The organism is Celeribacter neptunius (assembly GCF_900113955.1).
Classification (GTDB): Bacteria; Pseudomonadota; Alphaproteobacteria; order Rhodobacterales; family Rhodobacteraceae; genus Celeribacter; species Celeribacter neptunius.
The window spans coordinates 1-16,315 of record NZ_FORH01000002.1 but is presented as its reverse complement, the minus strand read 5'-3'; the positions used below and the strand labels follow the sequence as shown (position 1 = coordinate 16,315).

The 16,315-nt window shown below is 61.3% G+C and carries 18 protein-coding genes; 12 read left to right on the top strand and 6 right to left on the bottom strand.

Features of this window, described 5'->3' with window-relative positions; genetic code table 11:
• Positions 1–2 precede the first annotated feature (2 nt).
• Positions 3–497 (bottom strand): acetyl-CoA carboxylase biotin carboxyl carrier protein, encoded by a 495-nt coding sequence (gene accB, locus BM151_RS06235; RefSeq protein ID WP_090059256.1) that lies wholly within the window; start codon positions 495–497, stop codon positions 3–5.
• Positions 498–785: 288 nt separating this feature from the next.
• Between accB and BM151_RS06230 the strand changes: the two genes are divergently transcribed.
• Together BM151_RS06230 and preA are read left to right on the top strand one after the other, a co-directional pair.
• Positions 786–2,123 carry an NAD(P)-dependent oxidoreductase gene (locus BM151_RS06230; protein ID WP_090059254.1) on the top strand — a complete coding sequence of 446 codons (1,338 nt, stop codon included), beginning with the start codon at positions 786–788 and terminating at the stop codon, positions 2,121–2,123.
• 4 nt (positions 2,124–2,127) lie between these two features.
• On the top strand, positions 2,128–3,429 hold the full coding sequence (gene preA, locus BM151_RS06225; RefSeq protein WP_090059252.1) for an NAD-dependent dihydropyrimidine dehydrogenase subunit PreA: 1,302 nt from the start codon (positions 2,128–2,130) through the stop codon (positions 3,427–3,429).
• 550 nt (positions 3,430–3,979) lie between these two features.
• Here the strand turns inward: preA and BM151_RS21415 are convergent.
• A complete protein-coding gene (locus tag BM151_RS21415; protein ID WP_143093057.1) occupies positions 3,980–4,615 on the bottom strand; it encodes a hypothetical protein in 636 nt (211 codons plus the stop codon).
• A gap of 416 nt (positions 4,616–5,031) precedes the next feature.
• Positions 5,032–5,664, bottom strand: coding sequence for a TetR family transcriptional regulator C-terminal domain-containing protein (locus BM151_RS06215; RefSeq protein WP_090059249.1), 633 nt, complete (start codon positions 5,662–5,664; stop codon positions 5,032–5,034).
• 400 nt (positions 5,665–6,064) lie between these two features.
• On the opposite strand from BM151_RS06215, the gene BM151_RS06210 reads away from it, so the two are divergent.
• From BM151_RS06210 to BM151_RS06170, 9 genes are all read left to right on the top strand, one after another.
• Positions 6,065–7,318: a Zn-dependent hydrolase gene (locus BM151_RS06210; protein WP_090059248.1), complete on the top strand. Its 1,254-nt coding sequence runs from the start codon at positions 6,065–6,067 to the stop codon at positions 7,316–7,318.
• Between the two features lie 85 nt (positions 7,319–7,403).
• Complete coding sequence (gene hydA / locus BM151_RS06205) at positions 7,404–8,858, top strand: dihydropyrimidinase (protein ID WP_090059246.1); 1,455 nt, start codon at positions 7,404–7,406, stop codon at positions 8,856–8,858.
• 7 nt (positions 8,859–8,865) lie between these two features.
• The gene (locus BM151_RS06200; RefSeq protein WP_177213047.1) at positions 8,866–9,294 is read left to right on the top strand and encodes an NUDIX hydrolase; all 429 of its coding nucleotides are present in this window, start codon (positions 8,866–8,868) and stop codon (positions 9,292–9,294) included.
• The gene (locus tag BM151_RS06195) at positions 9,275–10,051 is read left to right on the top strand and encodes an ABC transporter ATP-binding protein (RefSeq protein ID WP_090059243.1); all 777 of its coding nucleotides are present in this window, start codon (positions 9,275–9,277) and stop codon (positions 10,049–10,051) included. The genes BM151_RS06200 and BM151_RS06195 overlap by 20 nt, the downstream gene beginning before the upstream one ends.
• Positions 10,048–10,482: a GNAT family N-acetyltransferase gene (locus BM151_RS06190; RefSeq protein WP_090059242.1), complete on the top strand. Its 435-nt coding sequence runs from the start codon at positions 10,048–10,050 to the stop codon at positions 10,480–10,482. The genes BM151_RS06195 and BM151_RS06190 overlap by 4 nt, the downstream gene beginning before the upstream one ends.
• Positions 10,479–10,694 (top strand): hypothetical protein, encoded by a 216-nt coding sequence (locus BM151_RS06185; protein WP_143093056.1) that lies wholly within the window; start codon positions 10,479–10,481, stop codon positions 10,692–10,694. The genes BM151_RS06190 and BM151_RS06185 overlap by 4 nt, the downstream gene beginning before the upstream one ends.
• A complete protein-coding gene (locus BM151_RS06180) occupies positions 10,691–11,560 on the top strand; it encodes an ABC transporter permease (RefSeq protein ID WP_090059239.1) in 870 nt (289 codons plus the stop codon). The genes BM151_RS06185 and BM151_RS06180 overlap by 4 nt, the downstream gene beginning before the upstream one ends.
• The gene (locus BM151_RS06175; protein WP_090059237.1) at positions 11,557–12,333 is read left to right on the top strand and encodes an ABC transporter permease; all 777 of its coding nucleotides are present in this window, start codon (positions 11,557–11,559) and stop codon (positions 12,331–12,333) included. Before BM151_RS06180 ends, BM151_RS06175 begins: the two co-directional genes overlap by 4 nt.
• 67 nt (positions 12,334–12,400) lie before the next feature.
• Positions 12,401–13,384, top strand: coding sequence for an ABC transporter substrate-binding protein (locus BM151_RS06170; RefSeq protein ID WP_090059236.1), 984 nt, complete (start codon positions 12,401–12,403; stop codon positions 13,382–13,384).
• Between the two features lie 355 nt (positions 13,385–13,739).
• Here the strand turns inward: BM151_RS06170 and BM151_RS06165 are convergent, their stop codons facing one another.
• Positions 13,740–14,225: a MarR family winged helix-turn-helix transcriptional regulator gene (locus tag BM151_RS06165; RefSeq protein ID WP_218151329.1), complete on the bottom strand. Its 486-nt coding sequence runs from the start codon at positions 14,223–14,225 to the stop codon at positions 13,740–13,742.
• A gap of 80 nt (positions 14,226–14,305) precedes the next feature.
• Here BM151_RS06165 and BM151_RS06160 point away from each other — a divergent pair, with 80 nt between their 5' ends.
• On the top strand, positions 14,306–14,626 hold the full coding sequence (locus tag BM151_RS06160; protein ID WP_090059234.1) for a DnaJ family domain-containing protein: 321 nt from the start codon (positions 14,306–14,308) through the stop codon (positions 14,624–14,626).
• Positions 14,627–14,641: 15 nt separating this feature from the next.
• On the opposite strand, the gene BM151_RS06155 is transcribed toward BM151_RS06160, so the two are convergent.
• Both BM151_RS06155 and BM151_RS06150 read right to left on the bottom strand, forming a co-directional pair.
• On the bottom strand, positions 14,642–15,499 hold the full coding sequence (locus tag BM151_RS06155) for a GNAT family N-acetyltransferase (protein ID WP_090059232.1): 858 nt from the start codon (positions 15,497–15,499) through the stop codon (positions 14,642–14,644).
• Positions 15,500–15,949: 450 nt separating this feature from the next.
• Positions 15,950–16,315 (bottom strand): AMP-binding enzyme (locus BM151_RS06150; RefSeq protein ID WP_425429535.1); only part of this gene is annotated, 366 nt, incomplete at its 5' end.

Genomic DNA, 16,315 nt, shown 5'->3' with positions numbered 1-16,315 from the left:
CCTTATTCGATGATCATCAAGGGGGCGCCGAACTCGACCGGGGTGCCGTCCTCGACGAGCACGCGTTTCACGGTGCCGGATTTCGGAGCGGGGATGTGGTTCATGGTCTTCATCGCTTCGACGATGAGGAGCGTCTGGCCCTCGGAGACCTGATCGCCGATCTTGACGAAGGTTGCGGCACCCGGTTCCGGCGACAGATAGGCGGTGCCGACCATCGGCGAGGGCACGGCATTCGGGTCATTGGCCGGGTCGCCGGCCTCGACGGCGGCAGGGGCCGCCGCAACCGGTGCGGCGGCGGGCGCGGCGGTGGCGACAGGGGCCGGCGCAGCGACGGAGGCCACGGTCTGAACGATTTCCTGCGCTTTCGAGACGCGGACGTTCAGGCGGTCATTCTCGCCATATTCGCGTTTCACTTCGAGCTCGGTCAGATCGTTGGCGGCAAGAAGCTCGGCCAGTGCCTGAATGAAAGCCACATCGGCGTCGTTTTGCTTGGTCATATGTTCACTCGAGTTGGGGCCGCCCGGGATCGCTTTGCCCCAGGCTGATTGGTGTTCTGATCACCGTATATAGGCCCTGTGACGTTGCGTGAAAACCCGATATCCGATCTCTCTGCCGGGCGGCGGCGGTAAAATTTGCCCAGAATTTAGGCGTCCGCGCATCATTCTGTGGCGTCGGGCCGGGTTTCGGATCGAAAATGTCCGAAGTATAAATTTTACCGCTTGATAAAAAAATACGACATGCCACGCTGAAGCGAGATAAAAGCAAGCCTACAGGGAGCAAGCCCGATGTCCAACACCCCGCTGACGCCCGGAATCACCGCCGGACGCCTGCCTCAAGAGAGCTACGCGGCGCAGTTTTCCGATCTGCACCCGGCCCTCGATGACCATGAGGCGCTGGTGGCCGCCGACCGTTGTTATTTCTGCCATGATGCGCCGTGCATGACGGCCTGTCCGACCTCAATCGACATCCCGCTGTTCATCCGTCAGATCATGACCGGCACGCCGGAGGCCGCGGCCAAGACCATTCTCGAACAGAATATCCTCGGCGGCATGTGCGCCCGGGTCTGCCCGACCGAGACGCTCTGCGAAGAGGTCTGTGTGCGCGAGGCGGCAGAGGGCCAGCCGGTCGAGATCGGACGCCTGCAGCGCTACGCCACCGATCGGCTGATGGCGAAGAATTCCCATCCGTTCACCCGCGCCGCGAGCACCGGCAAGAAAATCGCCGTGGCCGGCGCCGGCCCGGCGGGCCTGTCTGCGGCGCACCGTCTGGCGATGCATGGTCATGACGTGGTGATGTACGATCCGCGCGCCAAGGTGGGCGGTCTGAACGAATATGGCATCGCCTCTTACAAGGCGCCGGATGATTTCGCCCAGAAGGAAGTCGACTGGCTGATGCAGATCGGCGGGATCACCGTCGAGACCGGCAAGAAACTCGGGGAAGGGCTCTCGCTTGAGGCTCTGAAAGCCGATTTTGACGCGGTCTTCCTCGCCATCGGGCTTGCCGGCGTCAACGCGCTGCGCGCCGAGGGCGAAGACAAGCAAGGCGTCATGGATGCGGTGGATTTCATTTCTGACCTGCGCCAGAGCGAGGACCTGTCGACCTTGCCGGTGGGCCGCAATGTCGTGGTGATCGGTGGCGGCATGACCGCCGTCGATGCCGCGGTGCAATCGAAGCTTCTGGGCGCCCAGAGCGTCACCATGGTTTACCGCCGCGGTAAGGAACGGATGAGCGCCTCCGAGTATGAACAGGAACTCGCCACCTCGAAAGGCGTGCAGATCATCTACGGGGCTGCGCCCGTGGCGGTGCATGGCAACGGCGCCTGTGCCGAGGTCGAATTCGAATACACCAAGGATGAGAACGGTAAACTCACCGGCACGGGCGAAATGTTCCGTCTGCCCGCTGATCAGCTGTTCAAAGCCATCGGTCAGACCCTTGTCGGCGCTCCGGAAGGGATCGAGATCACCGGCGGCAAGATCGCCGTGTCGGCCACGGGCCGAACCTCTGTTGCGGGCGTCTGGGCCGGGGGCGACTGTGCCTCGGGCGGCGAAGACCTGACCGTGACGGCGGTGGCCGAGGGCCGCGACGCCGCCGAAGACATTCACGCCAGCCTGATGAAAGGGTAAGCCAATGGCCGATTTGACAACTGAATTCTGTGGCATCAAATCCCCGAACCCGTTCTGGCTGGCCTCTGCGCCGCCGACCGACAAGGAATATAACGTCCGCCGCGCCTTCGAGGCCGGTTGGGGTGGTGTGGTCTGGAAGACCCTCGGCGAGGAAGGCCCGCCGGTGGTCAACGTCAACGGCCCGCGCTATGGCGCGATCCATGGCGCCGACCGGCGGCTTCTGGGGCTCAACAATATCGAGCTGATCACCGATCGTCCGCTCGAGGTGAATCTCGAAGAGATGACCCGGGTGAAAAAGGACTATCCGGATCGCGCGCTGATTGCCTCGGTCATGGTGCCCTGCGATGCCGACAGCTGGAAAACGATCATTCCGCGCATTGCCGAGACCGGCTGTGACGGGTTCGAGCTGAACTTCGGCTGTCCGCATGGCATGGCCGAACGCGGCATGGGCTCTGCCGTGGGGCAGGTGCCCGAATATATCGAGATGGTGACGCGTTGGTGCAAGGAGGCGACCGACCTGCCGGTAATCGTGAAACTCACGCCGAACATCACCAATATCCTCTACCCGGCCGAGGCCGCGGTGCGCGGCGGCGCCGATGCGGTCAGTCTGATCAACACGATCAACTCGATCACCTCGGTCAATCTCGACACGTTCTCCCCGGAGCCGATGATCGACGGCAAGGGCACCCATGGCGGCTATTGCGGCCCGGCGGTGAAACCGATCGCGCTGAACATGGTGGCCGAGATCGCCCGTCACCCGGAAACCTCGCAGATCCCGATTTCGGGCATCGGCGGCGTGACCACATGGCGCGATGCGGCAGAGTTCCTCGCGCTTGGCGCCGGCAATGTGCAGGTCTGTACCGCGGCGATGACCTATGGGTTCAAAGTGGTGCAGGAGATGATTTCCGGTCTCAGCCAATATATGGATGAGAAGGGCTTTACCTCGGTCTCCGAGATCTCGCGCCGGGCCGTGCCCAATGTCACCGATTGGCAATATCTCAACCTGAACCACGTCACCAAGGCGGTGATCGATCAGGACGAGTGCATCAATTGCGGGCGTTGCTATGCGGCTTGCGAAGATACCTCGCACCAGGCCATCGAAATGTCCGAGGATCGCGTGTTCACGGTCAAGGATGACGAATGCGTCGCCTGTAACCTTTGCGTCAACGTTTGCCCGATCGAGGGCTGTATCACCATGAAAACGCTTGATAAAGGCGCGGTGGATGAGCGCACGGGCAAGCCGGTCGGCGATTATGCCAACTGGACCACGCACCCGAACAACGTTGCCGCCGTTTCGGCGGAGTGACGTCAAAGCCGCGCGCGGGGGCTGTTGTCCCTGTCCTTCGCGCGCGGCGGCTTTCTGGGTCTTTCCGGTTTCTATCCCGGTCCCAATTCCATTCCCAGGGTCATCCCGTGACGCAATCCTCTGACAGAGATCGTCTTTTCAAAACGGGTGGGCGGATCGGCGACCCGCGTTTACGTTTTCTGAAACTTCAAGCGATAGGGTGGATCGAAGAGCGGCCGGGCGCCCGGTTGCCCGATCCGCGTGGTCGTCTGCCTGCTGTTTTGCGCTGAGCGTTGCACAGAATATTTGGCACAAAGTATTTGGGCGTCTCATTTGCGCATGACGACATTTGCGCATGACAAAGGGGCCGGGCTCCCCTTTGGGGGCCGGGGCAAGACAAAGTCCAAGACAAAGTCCTTGGCTCCGAACGTCACCACGGACGCGGAGGGGGTGGCGGACTTCTGCCCGATTGAACCAGCTCGCCGCTCATAGCGACACGTGCAGGGGTGCGCGATGAGGAGCTGTCGTCAAAATATCTGTAGACCGCGCCATCCTGGCACGGGAGATCGGATCAACCCTTGTCGTAGGGTGTCCGGAGAACCGCAGCAGGTCCCGCATATTGGGCCTCCGGGTCCTGAGCCTCTGACGGCGTGGCCGACAGGGCGGTCGTTTGTGCTTTCGCACTGTCCTCGGCGTAATCCGTGGCACTGTCTTCCGCAGTGGTATCCGGCGCTTCGGTGGTTTCCTCAGCGGTCTGCCGCTGGGCCTGTACCGATGTCGGCGCGTCGGAGCGTTGCTCCGAAGCCGCCGCGGCAATGGCTCTTTCATCCGCGGCTTGGCTGCGGCGCGCGGCCAGTTCCGCGATCGTGTTGCGCAGGTCGAGCTCGACTTCCAGTACGGAGGCCTGGAAGGCCGGGGTCGGTCCGGTCAACACATCTTCGGGCAGTCTTTCGGAGATGTCGTAGCTCTCGGTCATGGCCTTTTCGCTTGCCGTGACATTGGCTTCGGACTCTTCCGAAACTTCGGGCAGGCGATAGGAGAGAGGTTCTCCGTTTTGTCCGGGGAGTTCATTCCCCTTTGTATAAGTTGCTGTTCCATTCAGTGCGGTTTCCGCGATCTGGGGAACAGCGGGCTCTGGCGGATCGGGCGGTTGTCTGAATGCAAATCCACCCCCTCCAAAAGCCGGCACACCAGCGATATTGGTCATGCACTTGCTCCTTCTTCTCAGGAGCCCCCACCAGCTTCCTTTATATATGTTCTTGGTGTCCTAAAGGTTAACGTTTTCAGATATTTTTAATCTTGGTTAACGCCCCCAGCTTAACGCCCCCGGCGCTGCCAGGCCGCGGGCGCGCGGGATATGGTTTCCAAGAGGGGGGATGGGGGGCATTGGGGACATTTGTCTTCCGGCGCGGGACAAGGCGAAGCCGCCGCGCCTGCGCCTGCCCGTCCCGGCGGGCTGGCGCATTGTCATCCACGCGCAAGAGATTGAACTCTCGCGGACTTGGTCGGGATTAAGTACAGACCACCACTGTCATGGCGCCATCCCACGGGCAGGCTTGTCACGGCTCACGTCGGTAAGCGCAAAGTCTTCTTCGTCCGCAAGGCGGCCATTAGCGCCCGTCCTCAGGGCGTCAGCATCCGCCGGAACAGGGTCTCGAGATACTCGGCCGCATCGGTGAAATGGCTGTCGCCCTCGGGGTGCAGGATCGCCCGCACCTGGGCATCGAAATCGGCATAGTGCTGAGTCGTCGACCAGATCGAGAACAACAGGTGATAGGGGTTCACCGGGGCGATCTTGCCAGTGGCGATCCAGGCTTCGATCACCTTGGCCTTTTCCTCGACCAGATCTTTCAGCTCGCCCTCGATCTTGTCCATGATATTGGGCGCGCCCTGGACGATCTCATTGGCGAACAACCGGCTCTCGCGCGGGTACTCCCGGGCCATGTCCAATTTGCGCAAGACATAGGCAAGCAGCTCTTCGATCGGGTCGCCATCCGCCCGCATTTTACGCAAAGGATCGAGCCAGGTTTGCATCAAACCATCGATCAGGGCGCGGTGAATGGCGACTTTCGAGGGGAAATAATAGAGCAGATTGGGTTTCGAGAGCCCCGCCGCCTTGGCGATCTGATCGAGCGTCGCACCGCGGAACCCATGCTGGGAAAACACGTCCAGAGCCGCCTCCAGAATGGTTTCGGTGTTCTTTTTCTGGATTCTTGTGCGTGGTTGACGGCCCGGCATATGTCGCTCGATTCCCATGGGGTCCCCTCGTTCTTGTCGTTGGTTGCTCTATAATTGCCAAAAAAAACGCCAAACCGAAGAGGGAATCGCCTTAAAACCGCACTTGTAGCAAGATTGCATGGTTTTTCGGCACTTGCATGGTTTTGTGTCTCGCGACGCTGCTGCTAGTGTTCTCTTGACCAAATGGTCAAACCTGCGAGAGGGTGTGACCGGGAGGATCGTCTGACTGACCATGAGAAAGCTTCATGAGAAAGCGCCATGAAAAGGCGTCATGAAAACTCCGTGAAAGGGAGCGGGTCAGCAGGCAGTGGCATGAGATCGGGTGCAAGGCACCGCTCATGTGACGTGAATGTCTGTCCCGGGAAATATGCCTCTATGGTACCGTTTGGCACAATGATGAAACTTGAAAGGATAGCCCATGTCCGCCGCTGCTGGTGAAAACCTCAAAATCAATTCCGATCGTCTTTGGGACAGCCTGATGGAAATGGCAAAGATCGGGCCGGGGATCGCCGGTGGCTGTAACCGACAGACGCTGACCGATGAGGATGCCGAGGGCCGCAAACTGTTCCAGAAATGGTGCGAAGAGGCGGGGATGACCATGGGTGTCGATGCCATGGGCACGATGTTCATGACCCGCGAAGGCACCGATCCGGAGGCCCTGCCGGTTTACGTCGGCTCGCATCTCGACACCCAGCCCACGGGCGGCAAATACGATGGGGTTCTGGGCGTGCTGGGCGCGCTCGAAGCCGTGCGCACGATGAACGATCTCGGCATCAAGACGAAACATCCGATCGTGGTGACCAACTGGGCCAATGAAGAGGGCGCGCGGTTTGCCCCCGCGATGCTGGCCTCTGGCGTGTTCGCCGGCAAGCACACGCTCGACTATGCTTACGCCCGCACCGATCTCGAGGGCAAGAGCTATGGTGAAGAGCTCGCCCGCATCGGCTGGAAAGGCGAGGAAGAGGTCGGCGCCCGCAAGATGCATGCGTACTATGAGCTGCATATCGAACAGGGGCCGATTTTGGAGGCCGAGGGCAAAGACATCGGGGTCGTGACCCATTGTCAGGGTCTGTGGTGGCTCGAATTCACGCTTACCGGCAAAGAGGCGCACACCGGCTCGACCCCGATGGCGATGCGCACCAACGCCGGTCTTGCCATGGCACGTATCCTCGAGATGGTGCAGGACGTGGCGATGGATCATCAGCCCAACGCGGTGGGTGGCGTCGGCCAGATGCAATTCACCCCGAATTCGCGCAACGTGCTGCCCGGCAGTGTGGTCTTTACCGTCGATATCCGCACGCCCAGCATCGAGAAACTCACCTCGATGCGCAGCCAGATAGAGGAACGCGCCGAGAAGATCTGTGATGAGCTTGGTGTCGGCTATGCGGTTGAGGCCGTGGGCCATTTCGACCCGGTGACCTTCACCCCGGACCTCGTCTCGAATGTCCGCAACGCGGCCGAGAAACTCGGCTACTCGCATATGGATATCGTCTCCGGCGCCGGTCACGACGCCTGCTGGGCCGCCGCCATGGCGCCAACCACCATGGTCATGTGCCCCTGTGTCGACGGTCTGTCACACAATGAGGCCGAGGATATCAGCCAGGACTGGGCCGCCGCCGGCACCGACGTGCTGATGCACGCGGTTCTGGAGACGGCGGAGATCGTGGAGTGAGCGCCCGCTGAAGGGCCAAGACACAAGACATAAGCCAGAGCGCGCCGGTATCGGCGCGCCGCTTCGACCAACAAGGAGTGACAATATGAGCAAGGTGATCAAAGGCGGCACGGTGGTGACCGCGGACCTGACCTACAAGGCAGACGTCAAGATCGAGGACGGGGTGATCGTCGAGATCGGGCCGGATCTCACCGGGGACGAGATCCTCGACGCGGAGGGCTGCTATGTCATGCCCGGCGGCATTGACCCGCACACCCATTTGGAAATGCCCTTCATGGGCACGCATTCTTCGGACGATTTCGCCTCCGGCACCCGCGCGGCTCTGGCCGGCGGCACCACGATGGTGGTCGATTTCGCGCTGCCCGATCCGGGCGAGAGCTTGCTCGACGCGTTGAAGAAATGGGACAACAAGTCGGCCCAGGCGTCGTGCGACTATTCCTATCACATGGCGATCACCTGGTGGGGCGAGCAGGTCTTCGACGAGATGAAGATCATCACCGAAGAAAAAGGCATCAACACCTTCAAGCACTTCCTCGCCTACAAGGGCGCGCTGATGGTCAATGATGACGAGCTTTATTCCTCGTTCAAACGCTGTGCCGAGCTGGGTGCCACGCCGCTGGTGCATGCCGAGAATGGCGATGTCGTCGCCGAGCTGACCGCGCAGCTTCTGGCCGAGGGCAACAATGGTCCAGAAGGCCACGCCTATTCCCGCCCGACCCAGGTTGAAGGCGAGGCCACCAACCGTGCGATCATGATCGCGGATATGGCCGGCGCACCGCTCTATGTGGTGCACACCTCCTGCGAGGAAGCCCATGAAGCGATCCGCCGGGCCAAGATGAACGGCAAACGCGTTTGGGGCGAGCCGCTGATCCAGCATCTCGTGTTGGACGAGTCCGAGTATTTCAACGAGGATTGGGATCATGCCGCCCGTCGCGTCATGTCGCCGCCGTTCCGCAACAAGAAGCATCAGGACAGCCTCTGGGCCGGTCTGGCCTCGGGCACGCTCTCCTGTGTCGCCACCGATCACTGTGCCTTCACCACCGAGCAGAAACGCTACGGCGTCGGCGATTTCTCGAAAATCCCCAATGGCACCGGCGGGCTCGAAGACCGCCTGCCGGTCCTGTGGTCCAAGGGGGTCGATACCGGCCGCATCACGATGAACGAATTCGTCGCCGTGACCTCGACGAATATCGCCAAGATCCTCAACTGCTACCCGAAAAAGGGCGCGGTTCTCGTGGGCTCCGACGCCGATCTCATCGTCATGGACCCGACCATGTCGAAGACCATCTCGGCAGACACGCAAGCCTCCTCCATCGACTATAATGTCTTTGAAGGCATCGAGGTGACGGCCCTGCCGCGCTACGTGCTGACCCGCGGCTATGTCGCGGTGGACAAGGGCGAATTGAAGGCCAAGGAAGGCCACGGTGAATTCGTCGCCCGCGACCCGAATGCCACGGTGAACAAGGCGCTCAGCAAATGGAAAGCCCTCACCTCGCCGCAGCCGGTCGAGCGTTCTGGCATTCCGGCGACCGGGGTGTAAGCCTCTGATGCAGCGTCTCAATTTGGCCGTTGCTGTGATCTGCGATGCGGAGGACCGGATGCTGGTCGTCCGCAAACGCGGCACCGAGGCCTTCATGCAGCCGGGCGGCAAGATCGATGCGGGCGAGAGCCCGCAAGCGGCTCTGGTCCGGGAGTTGCGTGAAGAGTTGGGGCTGGACATTGCACAGGAGGCGCTGCACCACCTCGGTCAGGCTGGCGAAATCGCCGCCAATGAACCGGACACAGAGGTGGTCGCGGATGTGTTTCAGCTCGCGCCCCGGCATTGGCCGGATTTCGAACTGACCGCCGAGATCGAGGAAACACGATGGGTGGGGGCGGGTGATGAGCTTTGCCTCGCGCCCCTGACGAAGAATAAAATCATGCCGCTGATCTGGCGGACGGGAGACGAACGAGCCAATGAAAAAGCCAGTGATTGACGCGCAGGGGGTGGATCTGACCTTTCAGACCAACGATGGTCCGGTGCATGCGCTCAAGGATGTGAATCTCGAGATCAACAAGGGCGATTTCGTCTCTTTCATCGGCCCGTCGGGCTGTGGCAAGACGACGTTTCTGCGCTGTATCGCCGGGCTCGAGACGCCGACCGGCGGCAAGCTCACGGTGAACGGCATCAGCCCGGAAGAGGCGCGCAAGGCGCGGGCTTACGGCTATGTGTTCCAGGCGGCGGGGCTTTACCCGTGGCGGACGATCGCGGGCAATATCAAATTGCCCCTGGAGATCATGGGCTACCCGAAATCCGAGCATGACGAACATGTGCGCAAGGTCTTGGAACTCGTCGATCTTTCGGGATTTGAGAAGAAATTCCCATGGCAGCTCTCCGGCGGCATGCAGCAACGTGCTTCGATTGCCCGGGCGCTGGCCTTTGACGCCGAGATCCTGTTGATGGACGAGCCTTTCGGCGCCCTGGACGAGATCGTCCGCGATCACCTCAACGAGCAATTGTTGCAGCTCTGGGCCCGGACCGAGAAGACCATCGGTTTCGTCACCCATTCGATCCCCGAGGCGGTGTATCTCTCGACCAAGATCGTGGTGATGAGCCCGCGTCCCGGCCGGATCACCGATGTGATCGAGAGCCCCTTGCCAAAGGAACGCCCGCTCGAGATTCGCGACACGCCGGAGTTCATCGAGATCGCCCATCGCGTCCGCGAAGGCCTGCGCGCGGGGCATGACGCATGAGCGTGACGGCAGAAATACGATCCGCCACGCGGGGGGATATTCCGGCCATGGCCGCGATTGTCGCGCGTTGGGAGGCGGAGACCGACTGGAACCCGGCCCATGCTTCACTCGAGGTGATCGAAAACGCCCTCGATGAGGCTTTTGATCTCCGCGAGATCTGGGTGATCGGCGACCCCGTCGAAGCCTATATTTCGGTTGATCCGAGCCGTGAACATATCGGTGGTTTCTATGTCGGGCCGAAGCGGCAGGGCTATGGCAAGCGATTGATGGACAAGGTCAAGGAAGGCCGAACCCATCTCACGCTCAACACCCATCTGCCCAACGCTGACGCGCAGCGCTTCTATGCCCGCGAAGGTTTCACCGCCCTCGAAGAGCAGGCGGCCACCCTGGACGGCATGCCCGATGAGTTGAAAATGGAGTGGGCGGCATGAGCGGCGCTGCATCTGTGAAACGCCGCCTCATGGCCCGCATGGCGCTGTTGCTCGCGGTCTGGCTCGTGGTGCTCTTTGTCGCGCGCGGTGCAAGCCCCGACGGGATGTTCGGCGCACTGTTGATCGTGTTGAGCTATGGCATCCCCATCGCCGCGCCTGTCATTGCCTGGCTCGACTGGCGCTGGCTGAACAAACAGGAGGGCGGGGAATGAAGAATCTCACGGCCATTCTCACCGTCGTCGCGGCGCTCGTCGTCCTCTGGTATGGGGCCGCCATCAAGATGAACAGCACATGGACCTATGATCAGGCCGAACGCGCCGGCACCCAAGTGACATTTTCCGAGCTGATCTCCGACACCATGTCGCAATCGCGGCCGCTTCTGCCGGCGCCGCATCAGATCGTGACGGAGCTGTGGAAGACCACGGTGGAGAAGAAGATCACCTCGAAACGCTCGATGATCTATCAGGGGTCCATTACGCTGAAAACCACGCTTCTGGGCTTTGCTCTGGGCATCGTGCTCGGTGTTGCCTCGGCCACGATCATCGTGCTGAGCCGCATCGGGCGGCTGACGCTCATGCCCTGGGCGATCATTTCCCAGACCATTCCGATCGTGGCCCTGGCGCCGATCATCGTGGTGCTGTCGAACGCCGCAGGCACCGGCACGCTGATGGTGCCCAAGGCGATCATCGCCGCCTATCTGAGCTTCTATCCTGTGTTGGTGTCGATGGTGAAAGGCCTCTCAAGCCCGGATGCCATGCAATTGGATCTGCTCAGAACCTATGGCGCCAGCCAGAGCAATGTGTTCTGGAAACTGCGCCTGCCGTCCTCGATGCCCTATTTCTTCGCCTCGCTGAAGGTTTCGGTGGCGGCGGCCTTTGTTGGTGCGGTGGTGGCGGAGCTTTCGACCTCGGCCATCGCGGGTCTCGGCGCGCGGATGCTGATCGGCTCGCAATTCGGCGAACCGATGATCATGTGGGCGGCGCTGTTTGCCGCCGCGATCCTCGCCGCCATTCTGATTTTCCTGGTCGGCACGTTTGAACGCATCGCCCGGCAACTGATGGGAGGGCGTACGGCATGAACCGTCCCGATACGACATTTGAGAAGATCGCCTGGCCCATCGGCTTTGGGCTCGCGGTGCTGGTGCTCTGGGAAATCGTGGTGCGGGGCTTTGGCGTCTCACCGGCGATCCTGCCGGCGCCGACCGCGATTGCCGCCGCGATCCGGGAAAATCCCGGCACGCTCTGGGAGGACTGGGTGCAGACCGTGCTCAAGGGCGCCGTCAACGGGCTCTGGATGGGCACGCTCGCCGCGCTTGTGGTGGCGTTGATCATCGACCGGTTCGATTTTTTGAAACGCGGGCTTTTGCCGGTGGCGAATTTCTTTGCAGCCCTCCCCATCGTCGGCCTCGCACCGATCATGGTGATGTGGTTCGGGTTCGATTGGCATTCGAAAGCGGCCGTGGTCGCGGTGATGGTGTTTTTCCCGATGCTGGTGAACATCCTGGGCGGTCTCGCCGCCGTCGATCCTATGCAGCGGGACCTGATGCGCACCTATGCCGCCTCACATGCCCAGACCCTGCAAAAACTGCGCGGTCCGGCGGCGCTGCCTTTTCTGTTTAACGGTTTGAAAATCGCGACATCTTTGGCCCTGATCGGCGCCATTGTTGCTGAATATTTTGGCTCTCCGATCCGCGGCATGGGGTTTCGCATCACAACAGAGATGGGACGCTTGGCAACGGACATGGTTTGGGCTGAAATCGTGGTGTCCGCAGTGACCGGCACGGCGCTTTACGGCCTCGTGGCGGGCATCGAAAAACGGGTGACCTTCTGGCACCCATCCCAACGCGGGTAAGTCCCGCAAGACGAAGGCACGGGGGGGAATACCCCGGCCGAAGACACAACTTGGAGGTTGTAAGACTATGAAGAAGCTACTGACGAGCGCTGCTGCTCTCGCCGCTATGGCAACCGGTGCGTTTGCCGCTGACGATGTGACGCTGCAGCTCAAATGGGTGACCCAGGCCCAGTTCGCGGGCTACTATGTCGCTCTGGAAAAGGGCTTTTACGAAGCCGAAGATCTCAATGTGACGATCAAGCCGGGCGGCCCTGATGTGGCACCTGTGCAGGTGCTCCTGGGCGGCGGTGCCGATGTCATGGTCGACTGGATGCCGTCTGCGCTCGCCGCTCGTGAAAATGGCGCCCCGGTGGTCAACATCGCCCAGCCTTACAAGAGCTCCGGCATGATGCTGACCTGTCTCAAGGAATCCGGCATTACCGGTCCCGAGGATTTCCCGGGCAAGACGCTGGGCGTCTGGTTCTACGGCAACGAATATCCGTTCCTCTCGTGGATGGGCAAGCTCGGCATCGCGACCGATGGCTCCGACGGTGGCGTGACCGTGCTCAAGCAAGGCTTCAACGTCGATCCGCTGTTGCAGAAACAGGCCGCCTGTATCTCCACCATGACCTATAACGAATATTGGCAGGTGATCGATGCCGGCATTTCCGCCGACGATCTCATCACCTTCAAATACGAGGATCAGGGCGTGGCCACGCTCGAGGACGGTCTCTATGTGCTCGAGGACAACCTCGGCGATGCCGCCTTCAAGGACAAGATGGTGCGTTTCGTGAAAGCCTCCATGGAGGGCTGGAAATACGCCGAAGCGAACCCGACCGAGGCCGCCGAGATCGTGCTCGAATACGATGAAACCGGTGCCCAGACCATGAAGCATCAGGAACGCATGATGACCGAAGTGGCCAAGCTCACCGCCGGCTCCAACGGTGCGCTCGACGTGGCCGACTACGAGCGTACCGTGTCTTCTCTGCTGTCCGGTGGCTCCGATCCGGTGATCACCAAAGAGCCGGAAGGTGCCTATACGCTGGAAATCACCGACGCGGCGCTGAACTAAGCACGGCACCCTTGGTTGCATCAACCTTGAGCGCCCGGTCCGTATGGATCGGGCGCTTTTCAGTCAGGCCAAGCGAATTTCATGGTCCTGCCAATGACGGTTTTGCGGGACTTTGCTGTCATTTGAACGAAGAGCTATCGGCGCGGAACAAGGCGAAGCCGCCGCGCCTGCGCTGGCCCGTCCCTGCGGGCGAGCGCATTTTCTGCCACGCGCAAAGGGTTGAATTCCTGCGGAGTTGATTGGCATAAAGCGGCGACCACACTTGGTAGAGCGCTCCCCTACGGGCCAGCGCAGGCGCTCTCCAATCGAATTCCCCCAAGGGCGCGAACGCGGGTTTTGGCGTCTCCGCGCAGGTCTATTCCGGGGCGGCGGGGCGCTCCGTGCGGGTCTTGGCGAATTCGCGGTTCAGCACCGTGAGGATCTTGTAAAAACCGCCAATTTCTTCTGCCGTGAACCCTTTGGAAAATTCCGCAATCTCCGCCATTTCCCGCGCCCGGATCGCCTCGATCGCCCGCCGCGCCTCTGGGCTCAGCCGATAGTATTTCGACGCCTTGTGACGCGGGTTCTCGACCGTCTCCAGCTTGCCGTCTTCGAGCAAGCTCTTGAGTTCCCGCCCGACAAACTGGCGGGTGACATCGAGCGCGTCGGTGATCTCCGGCGCCGTGGCTTGCCCCAAGGCCAGAAGCGCTTCGAGAATGGCGCGCTGGCCGACCGTGATGCCGGTGTCCTGCAAATCCTGCTCCACCCGCGCGGTGATATTGCGCACCAGCGGTCGGGTGAGGGTGATGCCGGCATAAAGCTGCTCCGGCAGGCTCATTTCTGATCTGTCGATCTCGGTCATGCGTCACTCCTTTCTTGTCTCTTAGGCGGGGATGAGCTATATTGTCAACCAAGTTGACGAATCTGTGTGAGGTGCGTGCGATGAAATGGTCATCCCTCAGCGAGCGGCAAATTCTCAAGGCGCAGGCCGAAGGCCAGCTCGATGATCTCAAGGGGGCGGGCAAGCCCCTGAACGCGCGAACCGGCAATGACAGCGACGCCGCCGGGTTTCGCATCATGGCGGAGGCGGGCGTGGTGCCGCGCGAGTTTGAGCTGCGCAAAGAGGTCGAGGCGATGAATGCAGAGCTGAAACAGCTCACCGAGCCCGAGGCCCGCAAGGCGCTGATCAAGAAGATCACCGGGGTGCAGCTCCGGCTCGACATCGAGATCGAAGCCAGGCGGAAATATTACCGCACTTCATGAGCTTGGCGCATCACCTTACATCAGCGTCGCCGGCGCGAGCTTGCGCGCTTTCGCCCCGGTGCGGAGCTTGAAACGCGCCAGATCGGGGGCCTTTTCCCGGTCGAGCGTGCCGAGATCGAGCCGCATGACCCCTTCGGCTTTCAGCCGCTTCATCGCGTCCCACAGAATGAGATTGTGGGCATTGGCCTTGCGTCCCTCGGGGCCGGTATGGCCAATCTGATAGGTGGCGCTGTTGCCATGCAGCACAAAGAGCATCTGCGCGTCAGAGGCCGCGAACAACCGTAAGGAACGTGGTGCAACATCCTGAAGCGCCAGCGCGAATTCCGGCGGCAGGCCGCGATATTTGCCCTCGGCCTGACGGTCTTTTTCCGCCTTCAGAAGCGGCATCAGGGTCTGGGCCGAGGCCTGGATCTGCGTCACGCGCAGCCGGGAGCTTTCGGCCTTTTTCAACGCATTGCGCCATTTGCCGTCGAGACCGGCGCGCAGGGTGTCGAGATCGGGCAGGAGGTCCAGCTCGGCCAGTTCGGGCGGGGCGGAGAGCTTCAGCCCGGCAAGCGGTTCTTCCGGGCTCATCAGCTTGATCCCAAAGGGCAGGGCGCGGCGCAGCGCCTTCACCGCCGCCTTGCGCTCGCAGGTCTCGAGAAAGAGCGGTCCGCGGGTGATCAGGCTGGTGCGCATTCCGAACATGGGGCGCAAGATGACCTGCGCCATGGCGAGGGGCCGGGTCTCGCGATCAAAGACACAAAGCCTTTGCACCTCGCGCCCGATGCGCTTTGCAGCTTCGCCATAGATCCAGCGTTGCGGCAGGGGCGCCATGACGCGGTCCGCCAGAACCTCCCAATCTTTTTGCCGATCGATCTCACGTATCTCCATGGCTCCAGATGTCGCGCGTCTTGGTTAACAAAGCCTTCCTTTTTCATGCGCGGCGCGGCTTTCTCCGGCATTTTTCCTCGCAGTTTCCCGGGTCTTCGGGAGTTGACGAAAATTTTCGAAAAATCTTCGCCTCGTTAAGGTTTTGTCAGGGTTAATGCCGCAGAGTGAGCTTATTAACCAATGAGGTTTCTCAGGAGGCAACGGCACCATTTCCCACGCATCTCACCGATGTGTTGGTGCTCAAAATGATCCGGCGCGCCATACCCCACCCCTCACGCGGCGCGATGGGTTCAGCAGGTTGCTCACGTCAGAACAAGGGTCCGCTGGGGGCTGACCTTGGGCGGTGTGTCACGGGTTGAGACACATTCGGATGCACCGCCAGCAAAACAAACAGGCCACCCGAGCGGGTGGCCTGTTTGCATTTCAGATCTGCGCGCCCGTCACCGGGGATCAGCCCTTGTTATAGAGCGAATTGCTGATGAGTTCGTCGACGACCTGCGGCTCTGCGAGGGTTGAGGTGTCGCCCAAGGACCCGGTGTCGTTTTCGGCGATTTTGCGCAGGATGCGGCGCATGATCTTGCCGGAGCGGGTCTTCGGCAGGCCGGGGGCCCACTGGATGAAGTCCGGTTTGGCGATCGGGCCGATCTCGGTGCGCACCCATTTCTCGAGTTCCACACGCAGCTCGTCGGTCGGTTCCACGTCGTTCATCAGGGTCACGTAAGCGTAGATGCCCTGACCCTTGAGCTCATGCGGCATGCCGACCACGGCGGCTTCGGCGACCTTGGCGTGGGCCACGAGGGCGCTCTCGACCTCGGC